Source organism: uncultured Tenacibaculum sp., assembly GCF_947504135.1.
Taxonomy (GTDB): Bacteria; Bacteroidota; Bacteroidia; order Flavobacteriales; family Flavobacteriaceae; genus Polaribacter.
Genome location: NZ_CANNGG010000002.1, coordinates 138615 through 164120, shown reverse-complemented (window position 1 = coordinate 164120; position 25506 = coordinate 138615). Strand labels below are relative to the sequence as shown.

The 25506-nt window shown below is 33.3% G+C and carries 22 protein-coding genes; 3 read left to right on the top strand and 19 right to left on the bottom strand.

Annotation, left to right across the window (positions count from 1 at the left end):
- Positions 1-34 precede the first annotated feature (34 nt).
- Together Q0663_RS04160 and Q0663_RS04155 are read left to right on the top strand one after the other, a co-directional pair.
- Positions 35-1342, top strand: coding sequence for a DUF819 family protein (locus tag Q0663_RS04160; RefSeq protein ID WP_299006807.1), 1308 nt, complete (start codon positions 35-37; stop codon positions 1340-1342).
- A gap of 40 nt (positions 1343-1382) precedes the next feature.
- A complete protein-coding gene (locus tag Q0663_RS04155; protein ID WP_299000525.1) occupies positions 1383-2087 on the top strand; it encodes a DUF4369 domain-containing protein in 705 nt (234 codons plus the stop codon).
- 71 nt (positions 2088-2158) lie between these two features.
- Here Q0663_RS04155 and Q0663_RS04150 read toward each other — a convergent pair whose 3' ends face one another.
- The 15 genes from Q0663_RS04150 to Q0663_RS04080 form a co-directional block, all read right to left on the bottom strand.
- Positions 2159-2995: a universal stress protein gene (locus Q0663_RS04150; RefSeq protein ID WP_299006804.1), complete on the bottom strand. Its 837-nt coding sequence runs from the start codon at positions 2993-2995 to the stop codon at positions 2159-2161.
- A gap of 85 nt (positions 2996-3080) precedes the next feature.
- A complete protein-coding gene (locus Q0663_RS04145; protein WP_299006800.1) occupies positions 3081-3779 on the bottom strand; it encodes a sulfite exporter TauE/SafE family protein in 699 nt (232 codons plus the stop codon).
- On the bottom strand, positions 3779-4225 hold the full coding sequence (locus Q0663_RS04140) for a FixH family protein (RefSeq protein WP_274633632.1): 447 nt from the start codon (positions 4223-4225) through the stop codon (positions 3779-3781). The genes Q0663_RS04145 and Q0663_RS04140 overlap by 1 nt, the downstream gene beginning before the upstream one ends.
- A 64-nt stretch (positions 4226-4289) precedes the next feature.
- On the bottom strand, positions 4290-5711 hold the full coding sequence (ccoG, locus tag Q0663_RS04135; protein WP_299006791.1) for a cytochrome c oxidase accessory protein CcoG: 1422 nt from the start codon (positions 5709-5711) through the stop codon (positions 4290-4292).
- Positions 5712-5746: 35 nt separating this feature from the next.
- Positions 5747-6667: a cbb3-type cytochrome c oxidase N-terminal domain-containing protein gene (locus Q0663_RS04130; RefSeq protein WP_299006785.1), complete on the bottom strand. Its 921-nt coding sequence runs from the start codon at positions 6665-6667 to the stop codon at positions 5747-5749.
- 14 nt (positions 6668-6681) lie between these two features.
- Positions 6682-6849 (bottom strand): cytochrome c oxidase subunit IV, encoded by a 168-nt coding sequence (locus tag Q0663_RS04125; protein ID WP_028892889.1) that lies wholly within the window; start codon positions 6847-6849, stop codon positions 6682-6684.
- Between the two features lie 5 nt (positions 6850-6854).
- Entirely contained in the window at positions 6855-9056 is a 2202-nt protein-coding gene (gene ccoN / locus Q0663_RS04120; protein WP_299006777.1) for a cytochrome-c oxidase, cbb3-type subunit I, read from the bottom strand.
- A gap of 33 nt (positions 9057-9089) precedes the next feature.
- Positions 9090-9254 carry a cbb3-type cytochrome oxidase assembly protein CcoS gene (gene ccoS / locus Q0663_RS04115; RefSeq protein WP_073184498.1) on the bottom strand — a complete coding sequence of 55 codons (165 nt, stop codon included), beginning with the start codon at positions 9252-9254 and terminating at the stop codon, positions 9090-9092.
- Positions 9255-9381: 127 nt separating this feature from the next.
- Positions 9382-9576 carry a hypothetical protein gene (locus tag Q0663_RS04110; RefSeq protein WP_299006766.1) on the bottom strand — a complete coding sequence of 65 codons (195 nt, stop codon included), beginning with the start codon at positions 9574-9576 and terminating at the stop codon, positions 9382-9384.
- Positions 9577-9588: 12 nt separating this feature from the next.
- A complete protein-coding gene (locus tag Q0663_RS04105; RefSeq protein ID WP_299006763.1) occupies positions 9589-9717 on the bottom strand; it encodes a hypothetical protein in 129 nt (42 codons plus the stop codon).
- Between the two features lie 89 nt (positions 9718-9806).
- Positions 9807-11168: an oxygen-independent coproporphyrinogen III oxidase gene (gene hemN, locus Q0663_RS04100; protein WP_299006762.1), complete on the bottom strand. Its 1362-nt coding sequence runs from the start codon at positions 11166-11168 to the stop codon at positions 9807-9809.
- Between the two features lie 53 nt (positions 11169-11221).
- A complete protein-coding gene (gene deoD, locus Q0663_RS04095; protein ID WP_299006760.1) occupies positions 11222-11920 on the bottom strand; it encodes a purine-nucleoside phosphorylase in 699 nt (232 codons plus the stop codon).
- A 147-nt stretch (positions 11921-12067) separates the two neighbouring features.
- The gene (gene deoC / locus Q0663_RS04090) at positions 12068-12733 is read right to left on the bottom strand and encodes a deoxyribose-phosphate aldolase (protein ID WP_299006757.1); all 666 of its coding nucleotides are present in this window, start codon (positions 12731-12733) and stop codon (positions 12068-12070) included.
- A gap of 2 nt (positions 12734-12735) precedes the next feature.
- The gene (locus Q0663_RS04085; protein ID WP_299006754.1) at positions 12736-13068 is read right to left on the bottom strand and encodes a cupin domain-containing protein; all 333 of its coding nucleotides are present in this window, start codon (positions 13066-13068) and stop codon (positions 12736-12738) included.
- A gap of 9 nt (positions 13069-13077) precedes the next feature.
- Positions 13078-15453, bottom strand: a complete 2376-nt coding sequence (locus Q0663_RS04080) for a heavy metal translocating P-type ATPase metal-binding domain-containing protein (protein ID WP_299006752.1) — start codon at positions 15451-15453, stop codon at positions 13078-13080.
- A 101-nt stretch (positions 15454-15554) separates the two neighbouring features.
- Between Q0663_RS04080 and Q0663_RS04075 the strand changes: the two genes are divergently transcribed.
- Positions 15555-16241, top strand: coding sequence for a Crp/Fnr family transcriptional regulator (locus Q0663_RS04075; protein WP_299006750.1), 687 nt, complete (start codon positions 15555-15557; stop codon positions 16239-16241).
- Positions 16242-16284: 43 nt separating this feature from the next.
- Here the strand turns inward: Q0663_RS04075 and Q0663_RS04070 are convergent, their stop codons facing one another.
- The 4 genes from Q0663_RS04070 to rplL all read right to left on the bottom strand — a co-directional run bounded on the left by Q0663_RS04070 (position 16285) and on the right by rplL (position 25473).
- A complete protein-coding gene (locus tag Q0663_RS04070; RefSeq protein ID WP_274633621.1) occupies positions 16285-16596 on the bottom strand; it encodes a DUF3467 domain-containing protein in 312 nt (103 codons plus the stop codon).
- A gap of 88 nt (positions 16597-16684) precedes the next feature.
- Complete coding sequence (gene rpoC / locus Q0663_RS04065; protein WP_299006747.1) at positions 16685-20956, bottom strand: DNA-directed RNA polymerase subunit beta'; 4272 nt, start codon at positions 20954-20956, stop codon at positions 16685-16687.
- A 98-nt stretch (positions 20957-21054) separates the two neighbouring features.
- The gene (gene rpoB / locus Q0663_RS04060) at positions 21055-24864 is read right to left on the bottom strand and encodes a DNA-directed RNA polymerase subunit beta (protein ID WP_299006744.1); all 3810 of its coding nucleotides are present in this window, start codon (positions 24862-24864) and stop codon (positions 21055-21057) included.
- 234 nt (positions 24865-25098) lie between these two features.
- Positions 25099-25473, bottom strand: coding sequence for a 50S ribosomal protein L7/L12 (gene rplL / locus Q0663_RS04055; protein ID WP_299006740.1), 375 nt, complete (start codon positions 25471-25473; stop codon positions 25099-25101).
- Between the last annotated feature and the right edge of the window lie 33 nt (positions 25474-25506).

Below are 25506 nucleotides of genomic sequence, written 5' to 3'. Positions count from 1 at the left end.
ATTATTTCATACTTTAGCGGCAAATTTTTTTTAGATGGAAGCACCTCTTTTTACAAACGATGCAATCGTATTTGGTATTTTAATGATTTCTTTAGGTTTTGTTTTTTATACAGAATCACAAACCTCAGGATTTTGGCATAAATTTTATAAAATAGTACCAGGTTTATTCATGGCCTACTTTATCCCAGCAATATTTACTACTCTAGGCGTTATTTCTCCTGAATGGGAAACTACAAATGCTGCTGGCGAAGTGGTAAAAAGCAAATCGCAATTATACTACGTATCTAGTCGATTTTTATTACCTGCAGCCTTAGTTTTAATGACTTTAAGCATTGATTTAAAAGCTATTTTCAACTTAGGTTCAAAAGCATTAATTATGTTTTTTACAGGAACTATTGGAATTGTTATTGGAGGGCCTATCGCTATTTTATTAATTTCTACAGTTTCTCCTGAAACTGTTGGCGGAGCAGATTTTGATGCAGTATGGAGAGGTTTATCTACCCTTGCTGGTAGTTGGATTGGTGGTGGTGCCAACCAAACTGCCATGTTAGAAATTTACAAATACAATCCTGCTAAATATGGAGGAATGGTATTTGTTGATATTGTTGTAGCTAACATTTGGATGGCAATTATTTTAATCGGAATTGGTAAAAAAGATAAAATTGATAAGTGGTTAAAAGCTGATACTTCTGCTATTGAAGACTTAAAAGAACGAGTTTCGAGTTTTACACAAGGTGTACGTAGAAATCCTACTTTAACTGATTTCATCATCATGTTAGCTATTGCTTTTGGTACTGTTGGTTTTGGTCATTTTGCTGCAGGATATTTAAGCGAAATCTTTGCTGCTATTACTGCTAGTATGGAATCTCAAACATGGCGAAATATCTTTTCATTTTTAGGATCAGGATTCTTCTGGTTAATCAGTATTTCAACTATTGTAGCAATACTTTTATCATTTACAAAAGCTAAAAGTTATGAAGGTGCTGGAGCCAGTAAAATTGGTAGTATTTTTATTTATGTATTAGTAGCAACTATTGGTATGAAAATGGACTTAACTTTAATTTTTGACAATGTGGGGTTAATTGCTATTGGTTTAGTTTGGATGGCTATTCATGCAGGATTATTAATCTTAGTAGCTAAATTAATCCGTGCTCCATATTTCTTCTTGGCTGTAGGAAGTCAAGCAAATGTTGGTGGTGCTGCTTCTGCTCCAATTGTAGCACAAGCTTTTCACCCATCATTAGCTACTGTAGGTGTTTTATTAGCTGTTTTCGGATATGCAATAGGTACCGTAGGAGCAATTCTCTGTACAATTTTAATGGAAATTGCCTCAAAAGTTTAAGAGAAATCTGCATATTTGCAACAGACAAATTTTGAATTCAATGAAGAAAATTATTGCTCTTTTCGCAATTGCTCTTGTAGCTTTTGCCTGCTCCTCTAAAAAAGAGGGAAACATGATAGTTAAAGGTCAAATCAAAGGACTAAAAAAAGGTACTTTATATCTTCAAAAAATGAACGATACCTTACTAGTATCTGTTGATTCTTTAGCTTTATTAGGAGATGATAAATTTATATTAACCGATAATGTAGAATCTCCAGTAATGTACTACCTTACTTTTGATGGAAACACAACTGATAAACATATTATGTTCTTTGGTGAAGAAGGTGAAATTACAATAAATGATAATATTGAAGAGTTTGGTTTTAAACCTGAAATTAAAGGTTCTAAAAACCAAGAAGTGATGGAGGAATATCGTAAGATAAATCAGAAGTTTTTAGAGCAACGTTTAGATTTTGTAAAAAAAGAAGTAGAAGCTCGTCAATCTCAAGATGAAGCTCAAATACAACAAGTAGAAGACGATTACAAAAAAATGATACGTCGTCGTTTCTTATTCTCTACAAACTTTGCCATTGCTAATGCAGATAGCGAAGCCGCTCCTTACATTGCTTTATCTGAATTATACGATGCTAATATTCAACTTTTAGATACTATCAACAATAGTTTAACTGATAGAGTTAAAAGTTCTGAATATGGAAAACGTTTACAAAAGTTTGTAAATGATATCAAAACAAAAGAAGGTAAATAATCCTTTCTTTATCATATAATTAAAAAGCTCATTCAAATTTGAATGAGCTTTTTAATTTCTATTTAACATCCTTATATCTTAAAAGACATTACTGGTAATTTACTGTGATTTGCAATATCTTCAGAAATACTTCCTTCAAAAAAATGAGCTACTCCTTTTCTACCATGTGTTGCTACAACTAACACATCAACATCTATTTTATCAGCATAATAAAATACACCGCTTTCTACTGAATAATCTGAAACAATTTTCACCTTTTTCATTCCTTCCTCAGCACTTTCGTTGGTTTGTTTAAAAAATCGCTCCATTCTTTCTTCTAGCTCTTTTGTACTTTTAAACTTAGACGTAGGAGTACTTACATATATAAGCTCTACCTCTGTTTTAAGACCGTTAAAGAAAGTTTTCGCCTTCATATAGGATTTCACATCATCATCAGAAAAATCACAAGCAAACAGCACCTTTTCTATCTTTTCGGTTATTGGCTTTTCTTTAATTACTAGCACAGGAATATGAGTATAACGAATTACTTTTTCGGTGTTAGATCCTATAAACATTTCTTTTAATCCGCTAACTCCTTTAGATCCCATTATGATCAAATCTGCTTTTTCTTCTCTAGCTAAAAGATCTATTTCGCTAAAAATTTTAAAATGCTTGATAATCGGTGTTATTTTCACACCAGATAGATAATCCTTTTTTAAAAATTCAGCGAGCTTTTTCTCCGTTAACTCTAAATAAAATAACATTTCTTGTTGTATGTAACTTTCTGACTGACTAAGTACAGCATTTGAAAGTTCTAACATATGCACAACCACAATTTCTGCATTAGTTTCTTTTGCAAAAAACACAGCTGTTTGTAATGCTTTTTCAGAATATTCAGAGAAATCAACAGGAACAATTATTTTTTTCATGATTCGTTTAGTTTTAAAGTTTAATACACCTTATAAAGTTACCTAAACTTTCTCATTTAAACCATGATTTTTATCAGTAAAACTACTAATGACAACCCTCTACTGAATTATGAATATCTGTTACAGGAAGTGGAGAAACATAAGGTATTCCTAACCCTAACCCTCTTAATACGAACAAGATCCCTATAAAAACAACCACGTAAGGTATGGCTTGTTGAATTCTTTTTCTTACCAAACCATTAGCAAAATTACCTACATACACAACCGCTGTCATTAAAGGAATAGTTCCTAAACCAAAAAGAAACATGTATAAACTACCTGATAGCATATTATTAGTGGTTAATGCTCCAAAAACGGCCATATACACCAATCCGCAAGGAAGAAACCCATTTAAAAAACCTATGGTAAAGAAAGTATCATTCCCTTTTTTCTTCAGCTCTTTTCCTAAAGAAGACTTTACTTTCATTACCAGTTTATTAATAGGTGTTGAAAAATTATACTTTTGAAAAGTTTTAGGTAATAAAATTACCAAAATCATTAAAACACCTACTATGATTGAAAGTTGTTGTTGAAATCCGAAGAAGTAAAATCCTTTTCCTAATAAACCAAACAACAAACCTATTAAGCTGTAGGTAAATAGGCGTCCTAAATGGTAGCTTGCTATTTGAAAGAACTGTTTTACTTTGTTTGTTCTATCAACTGGCAACATAAAGGCTATAGGGCCACACATACCAATACAGTGAAAACTTCCTAATAGCCCAAAAATAATTGCTGAAAGAAACATTAGTAAACTAATTCTTTCTGAAATAAATAATCTTTACTTTTGTAGTTCCAGGAAACGGTTATGTTCCAACGACCACCCAACAAACGGTTCTCAGGCACGAGCAAATATGTTTCGGAAAGCGAAATAGGCATTTCGAAATCCAATTGTTTATCAGATGGTCTGTATAGGAACACTTTTCCTTTTATATCTTTAGGGTTAAAGTCCGTTGGAAAATGGACTTTAATTCCTTCAGTTACTCTTTCTATTTTAATATTTTCTTTTAGCGCTTTTGCATTTTTAGTGGCATTAATTTGATTTTGAACTTCCAGTTCTTGTTGATAGTACTTTTCTGTTACTAAATCGTGATTAAAATTTTTACCTGTACTCATCGTTACTACGAAATACATGATAAACCCTATAAATCCTACAATTGCTATTACTATACCCGTGCCCCAGTTTAGTTTCATTTTATTTTGTTTTTTGCTATTAGCTGTTGGCTTTCAGCATTAATTCTATTTATTTTCGACCAATTTATCTATAACTCCTTGGTCCTAAAAAGTTGGTAGTGGTTGTTTCAATAAGTTTATCGCCACTATATACTCCAATTTTTAGTTTTTCTTTTTCATCTTTCATTTCTGATTGATGTAGTTCTATAAACAATGTACCTTCTGCTAGCCCTTGTTTAGGAACTTCAAAATTTTGATGTGTTACCGTTTCTATTTTTCCTTTATGAGATAACAGTTTATAACTGACATCATCAATTTCTTTTGTTGTTTTATTTACAACTTTAAAAGTGTAAATATTGCTAATGATTCCGTTTTCTTTATGTTGATACAATTGTCCTGGTAAACGTAAAATTGTAGCTTCAACATCGTTTCTTAAAAACAGCATTCCAACTAAAATTCCGATTAAAATGAATAATACTGCTGAGTATCCTTTCATTCTAGCTGTAAACTTAAAAGGCGCTTTTTTTACAATATTTTCTTCACTTGCGTAACGAATCAACCCTTTAGGCAAGCCTACTTTTTCCATCATGTGGTCACACTCATCGATACAAGCTGTACAATTTACACACTCTAACTGTGTTCCGTTACGAATATCAATTCCTGTAGGGCAAACATTTACGCATTGAAAACAGTCGATACAATCTCCTTTTCCTGATGCTGCTCTGTCTTCTTTTTTATTGAACTTTCCTCTTCCTGTTTTTCCTTCTCCTCTTACGTGGTCGTAAGCAACATTTATTGTTTTATTATCTAACAGTACTCCTTGTAATCTACCATAAGGACAAGCGATAATACATACTTGCTCTCTAAACCAAGCGAATATAAAATAGAATACTCCTGTAAATATTAATAGTGAAATTAAGGTACTAATATTATCTAACGGGTTACTTGTTATGTAACTTATTAATTTGTCGCTTCCTATTAAATAGGCTAAGAATACATTGGCTATAATAAAAGAGATGATAAAAAATACAATCCACTTTAATACTCTCTTTCTAATTTTTTCTGCATTCCAAGGTTGTTTAGCTAATCGTATTTGTTTTCCTCTATCTCCTTCAATTAAATATTCTATTTTTCTGAAAACCATTTCTAAGAAAATAGTTTGTGGACAAATCCATCCACAGAAAATTCGACCAAAAACAACGGTAAACAGAATGATAAAGACCACTCCTATTATCATTGAAATTACCATTAAATGGAAATCTTGTGGCCAAAAAGGGAAACCAAAAATGTTAAACTTACGTTCTAGAACATTAAATAGTAAAAATTGGTTTCCGTTTATTTTTATAAAAGGAGCTGATAGTAAAAATGCTAATAAAAAATAACTTACGTAACTCCTATATTTATAAAACCTACCGCTAGGTTTTTTTGGAAACACCCAAGCCCTTTTACCTTCTTCATTTATAGTGCCTATACTATCTCTAAATTGTTCGTTTTTGGGTGTTTCCATAATCAACTATTAAAAACTAATTTGTAACTAATTATTTATTGAATGCTGTCTTTTGGTTGTTCATCAGGTTTAGCTACAGCAGGAGCTACTCCTTCTTCTTTATATAATTCTCCTTGTGGTTCTTTTGGCTTTGCAGGAGTGGTTCCTTGTAAAGAAATAATATAACTTGCCACTTTTTGAATATCAGCAGGTTTTAATGTTTTATTCCAAGCTACCATACCTTTACCGTCTCTACCTCCATTAGCAATAGTGTTGAAAATATTTTTCATACCACCACCTAAAATCCAATATTCATCGGTTAAGTTTGGTCCGATACCACCACCACCATCAGCAACGTGACATGCTGCACAGTTTAGATTATATACTGCTTTACCTCTACTTAAATCTCCAGCATCGGTTAAAACGGTAGCCGTTTCTGCATCAATAACAGCTTCGGTAGAAGTCGATTTAAACGCTGCTAATTCTCTTTTAGCTTCAGCAACTGCTTGCGCATATTCCATCTCTTGGTTATCTGCACCTAATACATGATATCTTACTAAGTACACCGCTGCAAAAATGATTGTTGCATAGAACATATACAACCACCATGGTGGTAAGTTATTATCTAACTCTTTTATTCCATCATAGTTATGATCAAGAATAATTTCATCTTCTTGCTCAATTGCTTTCGCTTCTGTCCATTTGCTGATAAGCTTTTTAGCCCAAGCCCAATTATCAACTTCTTCTGGTTTAACTCCATCCTTTTCCATTTGAAGTTGCTCTGCTCTTTGTTGCGCTATAATGTTTAAAGCTTCTTTTAAAACTACAACAGTTATAAGTCCTACAATTGCTATCCAAACTAATGGATGTTCATACAGACTAAATGGATTTTGGTATGATTTAATTGCAGTAGCAATAGCAAAAAAGGTTACTGCAACAAAAATGATATATACTATAGATTGAAAATATTTTTTCATCTTGTTTAATTTTACTAATTATCTAAAGGTAATTCGCTTACACTACTTATATATTCTTTCTTGGCTGTAAACACCCACCAAAACAACACTACGAAAAATGTAAAGAATATGGTTAGTGAAATAATTGGGTATATTTCAATACCTGCAATTGTTTCCATATGGTTTTTTACAAACTTTAACATGATTTCTAGTTTTTAGCGCTTAATTGATCTTCAACATCTTTTACTTTTATATCGGTACCTAATCGTTGTAAGTAAGCAATTAAGGCTACGATTTCTCTATCTTTCATTTCAATGAAAGTTTGTCCGTTTTCTTGAGCGTACTTTTTATCAGCTTCATAGTTTGCTTTGAAATCAGGGTCTGCGTATAAATTCTCTTGAATTTTCGCTCCTTGAGCATCCATACTTGCTTGTGCATTGGCAATATCTTCATCAGTATATGGAACTCCTAAACTTACCATTGCTTTCATTTTTCTTTCAGTATCACTCTTATCTAACTCATCTCTTACTAACCATTGGTATGCTGGCATGATAGATCCTGGTGATGTACTTTGTGGATCGTACATGTGGTTTAAGTGCCAACTATCGTTATACTTACCCCCAACTCTTAATAAATCTGGACCTGTACGTTTAGAACCCCATAAGAATGGATGATCATATACAAACTCTCCTGCTTTAGCAAACTCTCCGTAACGCTCTACTTCTGACCTGAATGGACGTACCATTTGTGAGTGACATCCAACACATCCTTCACGGATATAAATATCTCTACCTTCTAATTCTAACGGCGTATATGGTTGTACACTTGTAATTGTTGGAATATTAGATTTCACTAATAATGTTGGTATAATTTGTACAATTCCTCCAATTAAAATAGCTACAGTAGCATATATGGTTAATTTTACAGGTCTTCTTTCTAACCAAGTGTGCCATCCTTCATTTGAAGTTCTGTGCTTAGATACTTTAGTTAATGCTGGTGCTTCAGCTAATTCATCAGTAACTCCAGTACCAGATTTTACAGTTTTAATAATGTTGTATAACATTACAAATGCTCCAAGGATATAAAAACTTCCTCCAATAGCACGCATCCAGTACATTGGGATGATTTCATTTACTGTTTCTAAGAAGTTACCGTATGTTAAGGTTCCGTCTGGATTAAATTGTTTCCACATTGAAGCTTGCACAAATCCTGCTACGTACATTGGTAATGCATACATGATGATTCCTAAAGTTCCAATCCAGAAGTGGAAGTTAGCCAATGCTGTAGAGTATAATTTAGTTTTAAACATTCTTGGTACTAACCAGTATAACATACCGAAAGTTAAGAATCCGTTCCATGCTAAGGCACCTACGTGTACGTGAGCAATAATCCAATCACTAAAGTGTGCAATTGCGTTTACATTCTTTAACGATAACATTGGTCCTTCAAAAGTTGCCATACCATAACCTGTAATTGCAACTACCATGAATTTTAATACTGGGTCAACTCTTACTTTATCCCAAGCTCCACGAAGTGTTAATAATCCGTTGATCATACCTCCCCAAGATGGTGCTATTAACATTACAGAGAATGCTACTCCTAAGTTTTGAGCCCAATCTGGTAATGATGTATATAATAAGTGGTGAGGTCCTGCCCAGATGTAGATAAAAATTAACGACCAGAAGTGTACAATAGATAATCTATATGAATATACCGGACGATTAGCCGCTTTAGGAACAAAGTAATACATTAATCCTAAGAACGGAGTTGTTAAGAAAAATGCTACGGCGTTATGCCCGTACCACCACTGTACCAGTGCATCTTGAACCCCTGCATACACAGAATAACTTTTCATGAAACTTACTGGAAGCTCTAAACTGTTAAAAATATGTAATACCGCTACGGTTACAAAAGTTCCTAAGTAGAACCAAATTGCTACATATAAATGGCGTTGTCTTCTTTGTAATATTGTCCAAATCATGTTAGCACCAAAAGCCACCCAAACTAGTGCTATGGCTATATCAATTGGCCATTCTAATTCGGCATATTCTTTTGAAGTTGAGTACCCTAACGGAAGTGTTATGGCTGCTGCAACAATAATTAACTGCCATCCCCAAAAGTTAAAGTTACTTAAAAAATTACTCGCCATACGCGCTTTCAGTAATCGCTGTAGTGAGTAATACACTCCCGCGAAAATAGCATTTCCTACGAAAGCGAAAATTACTGCGTTGGTATGTAATGGTCTTAAACGTCCGAAACTTAACCACGAAATTCCGTCAGTTAAATTTGGGAATAAAAACATAAAAGCCAATAACAATCCTACTGAAAAACCTACTATTCCCCATAGTAAGGTTGCGTAGATGAATTTTTTTACGATCTTATTATCGTAATAAAATTGTTGCATTTCCATAATCTATTTGAATTTAATATCTATTGTTAATTGTTAGTTCTTTGTTTCTTCTTTTACCAGTTCATCATCAAACAACATGCGAACTGACGGCGTATACGAATCATCGTACTGCCCTTTTTTTACTGAAACAATAAATGCTATAAAGAAAATAATAGCCACTAAAATACTTAGTGATAATAATAAGTAAATAACGCTCATATCTTGCCTGATAATTATAGTTCAAAGGTAACTGTGAAGGTTTTCTTAAAATATGACAAATGTCATGTTTCAAGTTTTTTTAAAAGTTTTTTAAAAAACAACAGAATGTTATTTTTATAATATCTTGTTATTTAAATAGTCTTTGTAAACCTCGTAGAAGATTTTTCTCTAAAATAACATAGCTACCATCTGATAAAAACAATTGTTTTATTTCGTCAAATAACTTATTTATTTCTTCTTTACCATAGCTTAAATGTTCTAACGATTGGTTAATTTTTTGAATACTAGCATAATCGTTATCTTTTTCAAACTCAGCGTGCATTTTTTTGTACGTTTATTGGTTTGTTTTTAATGAAATAGCTTCAAGCTCTTCTTTTGTTTCTTTATAATCTGCATTGATACAATAGATAAAAAGATAGGTTTGCAGCTCTTCTTTTGACCAATTTACTTCAAAGTTTTTCATGATATTTGGTTTTAAGGTTTACTCAAATTTAATCATTTTTTTAGGAGCTCCTACACAAACACCCCTATAAATTTCTAATTTTCAAAAAGTTATATCGTCATTGAAAACAATTTAGTTTCGGGTTGTTTTTCGTGCAACTTTTTATCAAAAGCCATACAAATATTACGCACATAAGGACGAGCTTTTTCAGGAACTGTTAGCCTGCTTTCTTCTACCATAACCAATCCGTCAGCCATCATTTCTTCTAACTTTTCTACGTGACTTTCTACATTTTCAATTTTTAATGAATCTTCTTTCCACGAAGTAGAAAAATGACACATAATATTTAAAATATGTTTTCTAATAATTAAATCTTCTTCGGATAAAATATGTCCTCTAAACACAGGGATTTCTCCTTCGTTCACAATTCTTTCGTACTCTTTTACAGTTTTTACGTTTTGTGCAAATCCATACCAAGAATCTGATATTGATGACATCCCTAAACCAATCATTAACTGTGTTTTGTTTGCTGTATATCCCATAAAATTACGGTGCAATGTTTTCTCTTCTGTTGCTTTATACAAGCTATCGGTTGGTAACGCGAAATGATCCATTCCTATTTCTATGTAACCCATTTCTGCAAACAACTCCTTTCCTATTTCATACAACTCTCGCTTTTCTTCATTTTTAGGTAAATCATCTTCATTAAACCCACGTTGTCCTACTCCTTTTACCCATGGAACATGCGCGTAACTATAAAATGAAATTCTATCAGGTTCTAACTCTTTTGTCTTATTAATTGTATGAATTACATTTTTTTTTGTTTGAAACGGAAGCCCAAACACTAAATCGTGACTAATTGACGTATAGCCTATTTCTTTTGCCCAATTGTGTACTTTTTCTACGTTTTCAAAAGGCTGTACTCTATGAATAGCTTCTTGTACTTTTGGATTATAATCTTGTACTCCAAAACTTACTCTTGTAAAACCTAAATTGTACAATGTTTGCAAGTGTTCTTTTGTCGTATTGTTTGGATGCCCTTCAAAACTAAATTCATGCTCAGGGTGTTTCTTTGCACTAATAAAGATTCCGTCTATTAATCTTTTTAATTGTTTTTCTGAAAAGAATGTTGGCGTCCCTCCTCCTAAGTGAATTTCTTTTATAACAGGAGTTTCGTCTACCAAATTAACATATAACTGCCATTCTTTTAAAACAGTTTCTATATACGGATCTTCCATTTCATGGCGTTTTGTTATATGTTTATGACATGCACAAAATGTACATAAACTCTCACAAAATGGTAAATGAATATATAAGCTAATTCCTTCTGTAGAATTACTTTCTATAAATGATTGCTTAAATGTTGCTATCCATTTTTCTTTTGAAAAGGTATCATTATCCCAATATGGAACAGTTGGATAACTTGTATATCTTGGTCCTGGAATGTTATATTTTTGAATAAGTGAGTTCATGCTCTCAATACTATTTTGTTTCATTCTTCATTAAAACCTCATCAAAATGACAGTTAAGCCAATTCTAAAGCGATTTCAATCATTTCTTTAAAAGTTTGTTCTCTTTCTTCAGCAGTTGTTCTTTCTCCAGTAACTAAACTATCTGATATCGTTAAAATTGATAGCGCATTTACTTTATGTTTTGCTGCAACTGTATATAATCCGTTTGTTTCCATCTCAACACAAAGCACTCCATAATCTGCCCATTTTTTATAGCTTTCAAACTCATCGGCATAAAACTCATCTGAACTTAAAATATTTCCTGCTTTTAATGGAATTCCCTTTTTCTTTGCTGCTTCAATAGCTTTTTGGAATAGTTCAAAACTTGCTGTTGGTGCATAATCGGCTCCATTAAAACGAATCGTATTTAACCCTGAATTGGTAGAAGCTGCCATAGCAATAACAATATCTCTAATTCTTACTTCCTTTTGATAAGAACCTGCTGAACCTACTCGAATTAAATTTTTAACTCCGTACTCAGTAATCAATTCATGAGCATAGATTAACGCTGAAGGAATTCCCATTCCTGTTCCTTGTACAGAAATTTGTTTTCCTTGATATGTTCCTGTATATCCTAACATACCACGAACATCATTATAACAAACTGGATTTTCTAAAAATGTTTCCGCAATCCATTTTGCGCGCATGGGATCACCTGGTAATAAAACAGTTTCTGCTATTTCTCCTTTTTTTGCTTCAATATGTACGCTCATTATTTTAGATTTTTAGATGTTTGGATACTTGGATGCTTAGATATTTGGATTATTTGATTGTTAGATTACTTTTGGCTGAAAGCTGTAAGCTATATGCTGTAGGCTATACGCACTTGTAACTTTTCACTTTTCGTTTTCAAACTCCTATTAATATTGATCTTTATCAGCGGTTCCTTCTGTTATTAATGAAATTCCAGAAGAAGTTCCTAAACGTGTTACTCCCATTGCTATATACTTCAGTGCAGTTTCTATATCTCTAATTCCTCCTGCTGCCTTTATTTGAGCTTTTCCATCAACAACGCTATCCATTATTGCAACGTCTTCAAAAGTTGCTCCTCCTGTTCCAAAGCCTGTTGATGTTTTCACAAAATCAGCACCTGCACTTACAGCTAACTTACTTGCTGTTTTTATCTGTTTTTTTGACAAATAACAATTTTCAAAAATCACTTTTAAAGTATTTTCTCCTATCGCTTCTTTAATCAATCGGATTTCTTTTTCAACATATTTTTCATCTCCTTCTAATAGCTTTCCGATATTGATAACCATATCAATTTCTGATGCTCCATTTTTTATACAATCTTTAGCTTCAAAAACTTTCGCTTCGGTAGTCATTGCTCCTAACGGAAAACCAATAACCGCAGCTACTTTCACCTCTGTTTCTTGTAACTCTTTTGCTGCTGATTCTACATAACAACCATTTACACAAACTGCATAAAAATTATATTCTTTAGCTTCATTACAAAGCTTAACGATATCTGCTTTTGTCGCTGTAGCTTTCAACAACGTATGATCTATATACCTATTCAGTCTCATAACTAAACTGCTTTTACTCTGTTTACTGAATCTGATTTGGGTAAGGTTAAACGTACAACGCTATCTTCTAAAGCTGTTAAGTTATGTATAGCTTTTGCTTCTAGAGAGATCATGCCTCCAGAATTCAACCTCTTTACCTCATTCTTTACACCAAAATCTATACTTCCTTCAAGTACTTGAACAACTATTGGGTATGGAGCTTTATGATCTTTCATTACCTGATTTTTCTTAAAAACTATTCTTATTTCTTTAGAAAAATCGGTTTCTAACAATAAAGAAACAGCTACCTTTTCTTCATTGTACTCTAAGTTTTCTAAAAATGCTGCTGTTTTCATATTTTAAATTTATTTTAGTTTTCTTCCTAACATATTGGTAGCAATCGTTGTAAATACTACCACACTTATAGAACTTAAAGGCATTAAAATTGCTGCAATTACAGGCATTAATTGCCCTGTTACTGCAAAATACAGCCCTACAACATTGTACAATAAAGATAGTAAAAAACAATATTTAATAATTTTTACTGCTTTTTTCGATGCTTTTATGTAATCTCCTATCTGATTAAACTTTGTTGCATCTAAAATCGCATCACAAGCGGGAGAAAACACGTTAATATTCTCAGATATTGCAACTCCCACATTACTTTGAGCTAAAGCTCCTGCATCATTCAGCCCGTCTCCAATCATCAACACACTTTTATCTTTTTCTTGCAACTCCTCAACATAGTGCAATTTATCTTGTGGTTTTTGGTTGAATAAAAAGGTGGTTTCTTTCGGTAATAATTCTTCTAAAAACTTCTTTTCTCCTTCATTATCTCCAGATACTATCGATAAATCATATTTCTTATTTAGGTGAGTAAATAATTGCTGAACACCTTTTCTATAGGCATTTTTGAAAACATATTTCCCTTTATATTCATCATTAACACTAATGTGTACTGAAGTATCTAAATTCGCTTGCTCTTTTGCATTTTTAACAAAAGAAGATGAACCTATTTTTATTTTTGTTTGTTGATAATTCGCTTCAATTCCTTTACCTACGTGCTCTTGATAGCTATCTACGGTTAACACCTCTTCATCTTGTAACGAAGTGTACAACATTCTACTTAATGGGTGGTTCGAAGCTCGCAGCGAACCTTTTAATATTGATTTTTGAGTTCTGTCCAAACTTTTTCCTTCGTAGGTTATCGTATTTTCTTTATTCGTGGTAAGTGTTCCTGTTTTATCAAAAATAACAGAATCTACAGCGGCTAGCTGCTCTACAACTGTCGCGTTTTTAAGATAGAATTTCTTTCTACCAAAAATTCGTAAAATGTTTCCTAAAGTAAACGGAGCTGCCAATGCAATTGCACACGGACATGCGATAATTAACACCGAAGTAAATACGTTTAACGCCACGCTAGAATCGTAATACAACCAAAATGCAGTTGATAAAAACGCAATGGATAAAACCACAATAGTAAAGTTTTTACTGATTTTATCTGTAAGTGTTTTAAAAGATGAGCTTTTGTCTTTCTGAAACACATCGTTACTCCACAACTGTGTTAAGTAACTTTGCGAAACCGACGCCAACACTTCCATTTCTATACTTCCTGACAATTGTTTTCCGCCTGCAAATAATTTATCTCCTGATTTTTTACTTACCGGAACCTCCTCACCTGTAACAAAACTGTAATCTATTTGCGCATGGTTGCTGATTAAAATTCCATCAACAGGAATCAACTCCTGATTTCTTATTAATAATCTATCTCCTTTTTTAACCTCGTAAATTTGAGTATTCTCTTCTTTTTTGTCGGAAGTTATTTTAGTTACCGCAATTGGGAAATACGATTTATAATCACGTTCAAACGATAAGAAATTATAGGTTTTCTGCTGAAAAAATTTCCCAAGTAATAAAAAGAATACTAATCCTGTTAAACTATCGAAGAATCCTGTTCCTAAATCGAAAAGAATTTCAGCCGTACTACGAACAAACAGCACAAATATTCCTAGAGCAATCGGAACGTCAATATTTAAAATTTTTGAACGTAAGCCTTTATAAGCCGAAACGAAATAATCAATTCCTGCATAAAACACTACTGGAAGCGAAAAAATAAACATCAACCAACGAAATACATCTTTGTATTGCTCTAACCAGTATTCTGACACTTCAAAATATTCAGGAAATGATAAAAACATCACGTTTCCGAAAGCAAAACCTGCTATACCTAACTTATAAATTAAGCTACGGTCAACTTTCTTTTTTCCTACTTCATAATCCTCTAAACTGATATACGGTTCATAACCAATAGAACTTAATAATAGTACTATTTCTTTTAGTGAAGTCTTTTCTGAATTGTACGTAATTCGTACAGTTTTTTTCGGGAAGTTAACTTGTGCCGACGACACATTACTTTGCAGTTTGTGTAGGTTTTCTAAAACCCAAATACACGAACTGCAGTGAATATGCGGTATATACAGATTAATAACCTGCATATTACCATCGTTAAACTCAAGAAGTTTTTCTACAATTGGTTGATTGTCTAAGAAATCGTACTTTCCTTGTATTTCTTCAGGAATAGCTCCTGGATTATTTTGAAAATCATAGTAACACGTTAAATCGTTTTCTGAAAATATTTCATAGACGGTTTTACACCCATTACAACAGAAAAATTTATCTTGTACTGTAATTTTTTCGGTATCACATTCGTTACCACAATGAAAACATATTTTGCTTTCCATATTTACTCTTTTGCCTACAACAAATGTCCGATAAGATTCTATTTTAAAACATGATAATTGTCAGCTTTTCTGTATATTTGAGTGGAAAAAAAGGCATAAATATGAGCAAGTGTGAGCAGTGTATCATCCGTGAATTCAACTCCTTAAAAACTCTTACAAAAGACGAGTTAATAAGAATCACTGGGTGTAAAACGTCGAAAACAGTGAAAAAAGGAGAAGTTTTATTTGATGAAGGAGAGCATATCAACGGAGTATTTTGTATTAAAGATGGTGTTTGTAAGGTTTCTAAAATGAGTGATAATGGTAGAGACCAAATTATTCATTTAATACAAAAAGGGGATATTTTAGGAGAACGTAGCTTAATAAACAACGAAGCCTCAAATTTAAAAGCTATTGCCATAAATGACATGGAGGTTTGTTTTATACCGAAAGATGAAATTATTAGGGATTTAGAGAACAACCCTAACTTTTCTCTAGATCTTTTAAGAAAAATGGCTAACTCACTAAAAAAAGCGGATGATGTTATTGTTGATATGGCTCAAAAAACAGTAAAGCAACGCTTAGCTACTACTCTTTTATTTTTAGAAGCTAAATTTGATAAAAATGAAAATGGCTCTATAAAAGTTAATTTATCTAGAGAAGATATTGCCAATATTATTGGTACTGCTACTGAAAGTGCTATTCGATTACTTTCAGAATTCAAAAAGAAAAAATTGATAGATTTAAAAGGTAAAGAAGTTTTTATTTTAAATGTTAAAGCCTTAAAAGACCTGTCTGAAGGTTTCTAAATATAAAAACAAAAAATCGTCTAAATAGACGATTTTTTTTATTTTAAGCTTCTCCTGTAGTCCCACCAAAATTCATTGGAATTGGAGGCTGCTCATAGTCTTTAATTTCTCCATGAGCTTGTTCAAACTTACGAATATTATCTGCTAAAGCTTTTGATAAACGCTTAGCGTGTTGTGGTGTTAATATAATTCTCGATTTTACTTTTGCCTTAGGTACACCAGGCATGATATTGATAAAATCAACAATAAACTCTGAAACAGAATGATTTATAATAGCTAAATTACTATATGTACCTTCTGCTATTTCTTGATCTAATTCTATATTTAATTGTGGTTCTTTTTTAGTATCGTCCATATCGGAGTATTTTATTTTTTTAGAAAAAAACAAGGGTTTAGAGCTGTAAAAACTCTAAACCCTTGATATTATTTATAAACTTAAGTTTTTATAAACTTTGTTCAATCTCATCTTTAGGACCAACGATTAGATTGTCATAACTTCTCATTCCTGTACCTGCAGGTATACGTTTACCAACAATTACATTCTCTTTTAATCCTTCTAAGGTATCAATCTTACCATTTACAGCGGCTTCATTTAATACTTTAGTTGTTTCCTGGAATGATGCAGCTGAGATAAATGACTTCGTTTGTAACGATGCTCTTGTAATACCTTGTAATACTTGTTCAGCTGTTGCTGGTTGGGCATCACGTGCTACTACTAAGTTTTTATCTTCTCTACGTAATAAAGAGTTTTCATCTCTTAATTGACGAGCTGAAACTATTTGTCCTGGTTTTAAGTTTGCAGAGTCTCCAGCGTCTTCAACAACTTTCATTCCGTAAATAGCGTCATTCTCCTTGATGAAATCAGTTTTATGAACTAATTGATTTTCTAAGAATAAAGTATCTCCTGAATCAATAATTCTAACTTTACGCATCATTTGACGTACTACTACTTCGAAGTGCTTGTCGTTAATTTTTACCCCTTGTAAACGGTATACTTCTTGAATTTCGTTTACTAAGTATTCTTGAACTGCTGAAGGTCCTTTGATATTTAAAATATCAATAGGGGTGATAGCTCCATCAGATAATGGCATCCCTGCTTTGATAAAGTCGTTTTCTTGAACTAAGATTTGATTAGATAACTTAATTAAGTATTTCTTAATCTCTCCAGTTTTAGACTCGATAATAATTTCACGGTTACCACGCTTAATCTTACCAAACGATACAACTCCATCAATTTGTGCTACTACAGCTGGATTAGAAGGGTTACGCGCTTCGAATAACTCAGTTACACGTGGTAAACCTCCTGTAATATCTCCTGCTTTACCAGACTTACGAGGAATTTTAACTAATGTTTTACCTGACTCTACTTTATCTCCATCACTTACCATTAAGTGTGCTCCTACTGGTAAACTGTACGAACGTAAAGCGTTACCATCAGCATCTTCAATAATTAATGAAGGAATAATTTTCTTGTTCTTAGAATCAGTAATTACTTTTTCTTGGAAACCTGTTTGTTCATCAATTTCTACAGAATAGTTAATTCCTTGCTCTAAATTGTCGAACTTAACTTTTCCTCCGAACTCAGAAACAATAACTCCGTTAAATGGATCCCACTGACATACTGCATCTCCTTTCTTAATTGTCTTTCTATCTTTATCAAAAATGATAGAACCGTAAGGAATAATATTTGTGCTTAATACAACACCGTTTTTCTTATCAATAATCTTGATTTCAGCAGTACGAGAAATAACAATATCTACTTCTTCTCCTGCTGCGTCTTTACCTTTTACGGTACGTAAATCATCAATAGTTATGTCTCCATCAAACTTAGCTATTAACTTATTATCTTCTGAGATATTTCCTGCTACCCCTCCAACGTGGAACGTACGTAATGTTAACTGTGTACCTGGTTCTCCAATAGATTGTGCTGCAATTACACCAACTGCTTCACCTCTTTGAACTTTCTTACCAGTCGACATACTTTGTCCATAACATTTCTCACAAATTCCTCTTTCTGACTCACATGTTAATGCAGAACGAACTTCAACTGTATCTACACCTGCAGCTTCAATTTTTTCAGCTAATACTGGAGTAATTAATTCTCCTGCAGCTATTAATAACTCATCTGAGTTTGGTGGATATACATCATGTAATGTTGTACGCCCAGAAATTCTATCACTTAAAGATTCAACGATTTCATCGTTTTTCTTTAAAGGAGAAATTTCTAACCCTCTTAAAGTACCACAGTCTACTTCGTTAATAATAACATCTTGAGACACATCTACTAAACGACGTGTTAAATAACCTGCATCGGCTGTTTTTAATGCTGTATCGGCAAGACCCTTACGAGCACCGTGCGTTGAGATAAAGTATTCTAAAATTGATAAACCTTCTTTAAAGTTCGATAAAATAGGGTTTTCAATAATCTCTCCACCACTAGAAGTCGATTTTTTAGGTTTAGCCATCAGACCACGCATACCTGTTAACTGACGAATCTGCTCTTTCGATCCACGCGCTCCTGAATCTAACATCATAAATACTGAGTTAAATCCTTGTTGATCTTCACGTAAACGCTTCATCGATAATTCAGTTAATCGGTTGTTGGTAGACCCCCAAACATCAATTACCTGGTTGTAACGCTCTTTTTGCGTTAACATACCCATGTTATAATTCATGACAATACCATCTACTTCCTTGTTTGCTTCAGCAATCATGGTGTGTTTCTCTTCTGGAATAATGATATCACCTAATGAGAATGATAAACCACCTTCAAAAGCGTATTTATATCCCATATTTTTAATTTCGTCTAAGAATTTTCCAACGGCAGGTATATCAGTAACTTTTAAAATTCTACTAATTACACCTCTTAGCGATTTCTTAGTTAAAACTTCATTAACAAACCCTGCTTCTTCTGGTACAACTTCATTAAATAAAACTCTACCTACAGTAGTTTCTATAATTTTAACTACACGTTCTCCGTTTTCTACATCTTCTGTACGAACCTTAATACCTGCATTTAGGTCTACTTTTCCTTCATTTAAGGCAATTATAACCTCTTCTGGAGAGTAGAAAGTTAATCCTTCACCTTTAATTGGTACTTCAGGAGTTGACTTTCTTTCTTTAGTCATATAGTAAAGTCCCAATACCATATCTTGTGATGGTACAGTAATAGGAGCTCCATTTGCTGGGTTTAAGATATTATGAGAACCTAACATTAATAGTTGAGCTTCTAAAATAGCTTCTGGCCCTAATGGTAAGTGAACCGCCATTTGATCCCCATCAAAATCCGCGTTAAATGCCGAACATGCTAATGGATGTAAACGAATTGCTTTACCTTCTATTAATTTTGGTTGGAATGCTTGAATACCTAAACGGTGTAAGGTAGGAGCACGGTTTAATAATACTGGGTGTCCTTTAATTACATTTTCTAAGATATCCCAAACAACTGGTTCTTTGCGATCTATAATTTTCTTTGCAGATTTTACAGTTTTAACAATACCTCTTTCAATTAACTTACGAATAACGAAAGGCTTGTATAGTTCTGCTGCCATATCTTTTGGCAATCCACATTCAAATAATCTTAACTCTGGTCCAACAACAATTACCGAACGTGCAGAGTAATCAACACGCTTACCTAATAAGTTTTGACGGAAACGTCCTTGCTTACCTTTTAAACTATCAGATAATGATTTTAATGGTCTGTTAGACTCCGTTTTTACTGCAGATGATTTACGTGTGTTATCAAATAATGAATCTACCGACTCTTGTAACATACGCTTTTCGTTACGTAAAATTACTTCTGGCGCTTTGATTTCCATTAATCGCTTTAAACGATTATTACGGATGATTACACGACGGTATAAATCATTTAAATCAGAAGTAGCGAAACGACCACCATCTAATGGAACTAATGGACGTAATTCTGGTGGAATAACCGGAACTACTTTCATAATCATCCACTCTGGATTGTTTTCTCTGTTCTTTTGAGAATCTCTAAAAGCTTCAACAACATTTAAACGCTTTAATGCTTCGTTTTTACGTTGTTTGGATGTTTCTGTATTAGCTTTATGACGTAACTCGTAAGATAGTTGATCTAAATCGATTCTTTCTAATAAATCAATTAAACACTCTGCTCCCATTTTAGCGATAAACTTATTAGGATCAGTGTCTTCTAAGTACATGTTTTCTTGCGGAAGTGTATCTAAAATATCTAAATACTCTTCTTCTGTTAAGAAATCCATTTTTTGTAATGGCTCTCCTTCAGCGTTTTTAGCCTCCCCTGGTTGAATTACTACGTAACGTTCGTAGTAAATAATCATATCTAACTTTTTAGATGGTAGTCCTAAAAGATACCCCATTTTGTTAGGTAATGATCTAAAATACCAAATATGTGCTACAGGTACTACTAAGTTAATATGACCTACTCTATCCCTACGTACTTTTTTCTCAGTAACTTCAACCCCACAACGGTCACAAACGATACCTTTATATCGAATTCTTTTGTATTTCCCACACGCACACTCGTAATCTTTTACAGGACCAAAGATACGCTCACAAAACAACCCATCTCTTTCTGGTTTATGTGTACGGTAGTTAATAGTTTCTGGTTTTAACACCTCACCTTTAGAAGCCTCTAAAATAGACTCAGGTGACGCTAAACCTATTGAAATTTTGTTAAACTTCTTAACAGTGTATTTTTCGTTTTTTCTTGCCATGATAATGGATTCGAATTAAAAATAAATGTCTTATAATAAGACTGATATTGAAAAAATGATTTGCCTCAGAGCAAAAGCTCTGAGACATTTCACTGTGATTATTCTTCTAATTTAACGTCTAATCCTAAACCTTTAAGTTCGTGCATTAATACGTTAAACGATTCTGGTAAACCTGGTTCTGGCATAGCCTCACCTTTTACTATACTTTCATAAGTTTTAGCTCTACCTAATACGTCATCAGACTTAACAGTTAAGATTTCACGTAAGATACTTGATGCACCATATGCTTCAAGTGCCCAAACTTCCATCTCTCCAAAACGCTGACCTCCAAACTGAGCTTTACCTCCCAATGGCTGTTGTGTAATTAATGAGTAAGGTCCGATAGAACGTGCATGCATCTTATCTTCAATCATGTGACCTAACTTAATCATATAAATTATCCCTACCGTTGCTGGTTGATCGAAACGTTTACCTGTACCTCCGTCATATAAATATGTATGACCGAATCTTGGAATTCCTGCTTCGTCTGTTAATTTATTAATTTCATCTAAAGAAGCCCCATCGAAAATTGGAGTTGCGTATTTTTGACCTAATTTTTGACCTGCCCATCCAAGAACAGTTTCATAAATCTGACCGATGTTCATACGCGATGGTACCCCTAATGGGTTTAATACGATATCTACTGGTGTTCCGTCTTCTAAGAAAGGCATATCTTCTTGACGTACAATACGTGCAACAATACCTTTGTTTCCGTGACGTCCTGCCATCTTATCTCCTACTTTTAATTTACGTTTCTTAGCAACATAAATTTTAGCAAGTTTTAAGATTCCTGCAGGTAATTCGTCTCCTACAGAAATTGTAAATTTCTCACGACGTAAAACTCCTTGTAAGTCGTTTACTTTAATTTTATAATTGTGAACTAATTCAACAACTAAATCGTTTAAATCCTTATCGGTAGTCCAAGTTCCACTTAAATGTGTAAAATCTTCAACAGAATTTAACATTTTTTGTGTAAACTTCTTACCTTTTGGTAACACCTCTTCTCCTAAGTCATTGTATACTCCTTGAGAAGTTTTACCTGATATTAAGTTGAATAATTTTTCTACTAAAGTATCTTTTAACGCTTGGAATTTAGATACGTAAGATGCTTCTAAAGCTGCTATTGCTTCTTTATCACGAGCACGCTTATTTTTATCTTTTACTGCGCGTTTAAATAACTTTTTATTTATTACAACACCTCTTAATGAAGGAGAAGCTTTCAATGATGCATCTTTTACATCTCCTGCTTTATCACCAAAGATAGCACGTAATAATTTTTCTTCCGGAGTTGGATCAGATTCTCCTTTTGGTGTAATTTTACCAATTAAGATATCACCTGGGTTTACTTCTGCTCCAATACGAATCATTCCGTTTTCATCTAAGTCTTTTGTAGCCTCTTCAGAAACGTTAGGAATATCGTTTGTTAATTCTTCTGCTCCCAACTTCGTATCACGAACATCTAATGAATATTCATCAATGTGGATAGAAGTAAAGATATCTTCACGAACTACTTTTTCAGAAATCACAATCGCATCCTCAAAGTTATACCCTTTCCAAGGCATAAAGGCTACTTTCATGTTTCTACCTAAAGCTAATTCTCCTTTTTGTGTTGCATATCCTTCACAAAGTACTTGTCCTTCTTCAACTCTATCACCTACTTTTACAATTGGCTTTAAGTTAATGTTTGTACCTTGGTTGGTTTTTCTAAACTTAATTAAGTCATATGATTTCTCATCAGAATCGAAGCTTACCATACGCTCTTCTTCTGTTCTATCATACTTAATTGTAATTTTGTCGGCATCTACATACTGAACAACTCCTGCTCCTTCAGCATTGATTAAGATACGAGAGTCTTTTGCTACTCTACGTTCTAAACCTGTACCTACGATTGGAGATTCTGGACGTAACAATGGAACTGCTTGACGCATCATGTTTGATCCCATCAATGCACGGTTCGCATCATCATGTTCTAAGAAAGGAATTAACGATGCTGAAATCGAAGCAATTTGGTTTGGAGCAACGTCCATATAGTTAATTACTTCAGGGCTCTCTACAGGGAAATCACCTTCTTCACGAGCAATAACTCTTTCACTTTCTATCTTACCATCATTTGCTACTGGTAAATTAGATTGTGCTATTTTCATTCCTTCTTCCTCTTCAGCACTTAAATAAATAGGTTCTTCAGAAGAAACTGTACCATTATCTACTTTCTTATACGGAGTTTCAATGAATCCCATATTGTTTACTTTAGCATATACTGCTAAAGAAGAAATAAGTCCAATGTTTGGTCCTTCAGGTGTTTCAATCGGACATAAACGACCATAGTGTGTATAGTGAACGTCACGAACCTCGAAACCTGCTCTTTCACGTGATAAACCTCCAGGTCCTAAAGCTGATAAACGACGCTTATGAGTAATCTCTGCTAATGGATTGGTTTGATCCATAAATTGAGATAACTGGTTCGTTCCAAAGAAAGAGTTAATTACTGAAGATAAAGTCTTAGCGTTAATTAAGTCGATTGGAGTAAACACTTCGTTATCACGAACATTCATTCTTTCACGAATTGTACGTGCCATACGAGCTAAACCTACACCAAATTGACCTGCTAATTGCTCTCCTACAGTTCTAACACGACGGTTAGATAAGTGATCGATATCATCTACTTCAGCTTTTGAATTGATTAACTCAATTAAATACTTAATGATAGTTATAATATCGTTCTTTGTTAATACCTTTTGATCTAAATCTTCATTTAACTGAAGTTTAGTATTCATTCTAAAACGTCCTACTTCACCTAAACTATAACGTTGCTCTGAAAAGAATAATTTTTCAATAATTCCTCTTGCAGTTTCCTCGTCTGGCGGTTCAGCATTACGTAATTGTCTATATACATGCTCTACAGCTTCTTTTTCAGAGTTTGTAGGGTCTTTTTGTAATGTATTGTGGATGATGGCATAATCTGCTTGCTGATTATCTTCTTTATGTAATAAGACTGTCTTAGCTCCAGCTTCGATTATTTCATCAATATGTTCTTTTTCTATGATAGTATCACGGTCGAAAATAATTTCGTTACGCTCAATCGACACAACTTCTCCTGTATCCTCATCAACGAAATCTTCGTGCCAAGTTTTTAATACTCTCGCCGCTAATTTACGCCCTAATACTTTCTTCAATCCAGCTTTAGAAACTTTTACTTCTTCTGCTAAATCAAAGATTTCTAAAATATCTTTATCTCTTTCAAAACCTATGGCTCTGAATAACGTTGTTACTGGTAATTTTTTCTTTCTATCAATATAAGCATACATTACTTGATTGATATCGGTAGCAAACTCAATCCAAGAACCTTTAAATGGAATTACTCTTGCAGAGTATAATTTGGTTCCGTTTGCGTGGAAAGATTGCCCAAAGAATACACCTGGTGAACGGTGTAATTGTGATACAACAACTCTTTCTGCTCCATTTATAATGAATGTCCCAGAGTTTGTCATATAAGGAATTGTACCTAAATAAACATCTTGAACTATTGTTTCAAAATCTTCGTGTTCAGGATCGGTACAATATAATTTTAAACGTGCTTTTAAAGGTACGCTATAAGTTAAACCACGCTCTATACATTCTTGAATGCTATATCTTGGTGGATCTACAAAGTAGTCTAAAAATTCTAGTACAAATTGATTACGTGTATCGGTAATCGGAAAGTTATCCATAAAGGTTTTGTACAAACCTTCTTCTCCACGTTCTTCTGCTTTAGTTTGCAGTTGGAAAAAATCTTGGAATGATTTTACCTGAATATCTAAAAAGTCTGGATAATCAGTTCCTAACTGCGAAGACGCGAAGTTAATTCTTTCAGTAGTATTTATCGTTGCCAAAAGATATGCTATTTTTAATTAAAAATATTATTTTTGAAACTTAACCGTTTCAACACTGCAATTTTAATTGCTTTTACTGATTAAAATCAGCACTTTATAATCGTAAAATCACAATGTAATTTATTGTGAAAAATAAAGAACGAATATATACACAAAATGGTTTAGGCCTAAAAACATATGTTTTTAGTACCTAAACCTTAATTGTTTTCCCCGTTTTAAATCGGGAGTATAGCCTTACTTAAGCTCTACCTCAGCTCCTGCTTCTTCTAAAGACTTTTTAAGACCTTCTGCCTCATCTTTAGAGATTGCTTCTTTTACTGGTGCTGGAGCGCTATCAACGATTGCTTTAGCTTCTTTTAATCCTAATCCAGTTAATTCTTTAACTAACTTTACAACTGCTAATTTAGAACCACCTGCTGCCTTTAAGATTACGTCAAATTCAGTTTTTTCTTCAGCAGCATCTCCACCACCTGCTGCTGGACCTGCTACTGCTACTGCTGCTGCTGCTGGCTCAATACCATACTCTTCTTTTAAAATATCAGCTAATTCATTAACTTCTTTTACTGTTAAGTTAACTAATTGTTCTGCGAAATCTTTTAAATCTGCCATTTTAATTGTTTTTAAAAATTTTATTATTTTAGT

Coding starts and splice junctions, on each gene's coding strand:
- rpoC (WP_299006747.1), bottom strand. CDS start 20,956: ATGGCAAGAAAAAACGAAAAATACACTGTTAAGAAGTTTAACAAAATT.
- Q0663_RS04140 (WP_274633632.1), bottom strand. CDS start 4,225: ATGAAACTAAACTGGGGCACGGGTATAGTAATAGCAATTGTAGGATTT.
- Q0663_RS04075 (WP_299006750.1), top strand. CDS start 15,555: ATGAGCAAGTGTGAGCAGTGTATCATCCGTGAATTCAACTCCTTAAAA.
- Q0663_RS04125 (WP_028892889.1), bottom strand. CDS start 6,849: ATGTTAAAGTTTGTAAAAAACCATATGGAAACAATTGCAGGTATTGAA.
- deoD (WP_299006760.1), bottom strand. CDS start 11,920: ATGAGCGTACATATTGAAGCAAAAAAAGGAGAAATAGCAGAAACTGTT.
- rplL (WP_299006740.1), bottom strand. CDS start 25,473: ATGGCAGATTTAAAAGATTTCGCAGAACAATTAGTTAACTTAACAGTA.
- Q0663_RS04085 (WP_299006754.1), bottom strand. CDS start 13,068: ATGAAAACAGCAGCATTTTTAGAAAACTTAGAGTACAATGAAGAAAAG.
- ccoS (WP_073184498.1), bottom strand. CDS start 9,254: ATGAGCGTTATTTACTTATTATTATCACTAAGTATTTTAGTGGCTATT.
- Q0663_RS04150 (WP_299006804.1), bottom strand. CDS start 2,995: ATGAAAAAAATAATTGTTCCTGTTGATTTCTCTGAATATTCTGAAAAA.
- Q0663_RS04130 (WP_299006785.1), bottom strand. CDS start 6,667: ATGAAAAAATATTTTCAATCTATAGTATATATCATTTTTGTTGCAGTA.
- Q0663_RS04145 (WP_299006800.1), bottom strand. CDS start 3,779: ATGTTTCTTTCAGCAATTATTTTTGGGCTATTAGGAAGTTTTCACTGT.
- deoC (WP_299006757.1), bottom strand. CDS start 12,733: ATGAGACTGAATAGGTATATAGATCATACGTTGTTGAAAGCTACAGCG.
- Q0663_RS04080 (WP_299006752.1), bottom strand. CDS start 15,453: ATGGAAAGCAAAATATGTTTTCATTGTGGTAACGAATGTGATACCGAA.
- Q0663_RS04070 (WP_274633621.1), bottom strand. CDS start 16,596: ATGGACGATACTAAAAAAGAACCACAATTAAATATAGAATTAGATCAA.
- Q0663_RS04105 (WP_299006763.1), bottom strand. CDS start 9,717: ATGAAAAACTTTGAAGTAAATTGGTCAAAAGAAGAGCTGCAAACCTAT.
- Q0663_RS04110 (WP_299006766.1), bottom strand. CDS start 9,576: ATGCACGCTGAGTTTGAAAAAGATAACGATTATGCTAGTATTCAAAAA.
- ccoG (WP_299006791.1), bottom strand. CDS start 5,711: ATGGAAACACCCAAAAACGAACAATTTAGAGATAGTATAGGCACTATA.
- Q0663_RS04155 (WP_299000525.1), top strand. CDS start 1,383: ATGAAGAAAATTATTGCTCTTTTCGCAATTGCTCTTGTAGCTTTTGCC.
- hemN (WP_299006762.1), bottom strand. CDS start 11,168: ATGAACTCACTTATTCAAAAATATAACATTCCAGGACCAAGATATACA.
- Q0663_RS04160 (WP_299006807.1), top strand. CDS start 35: ATGGAAGCACCTCTTTTTACAAACGATGCAATCGTATTTGGTATTTTA.
- ccoN (WP_299006777.1), bottom strand. CDS start 9,056: ATGGAAATGCAACAATTTTATTACGATAATAAGATCGTAAAAAAATTC.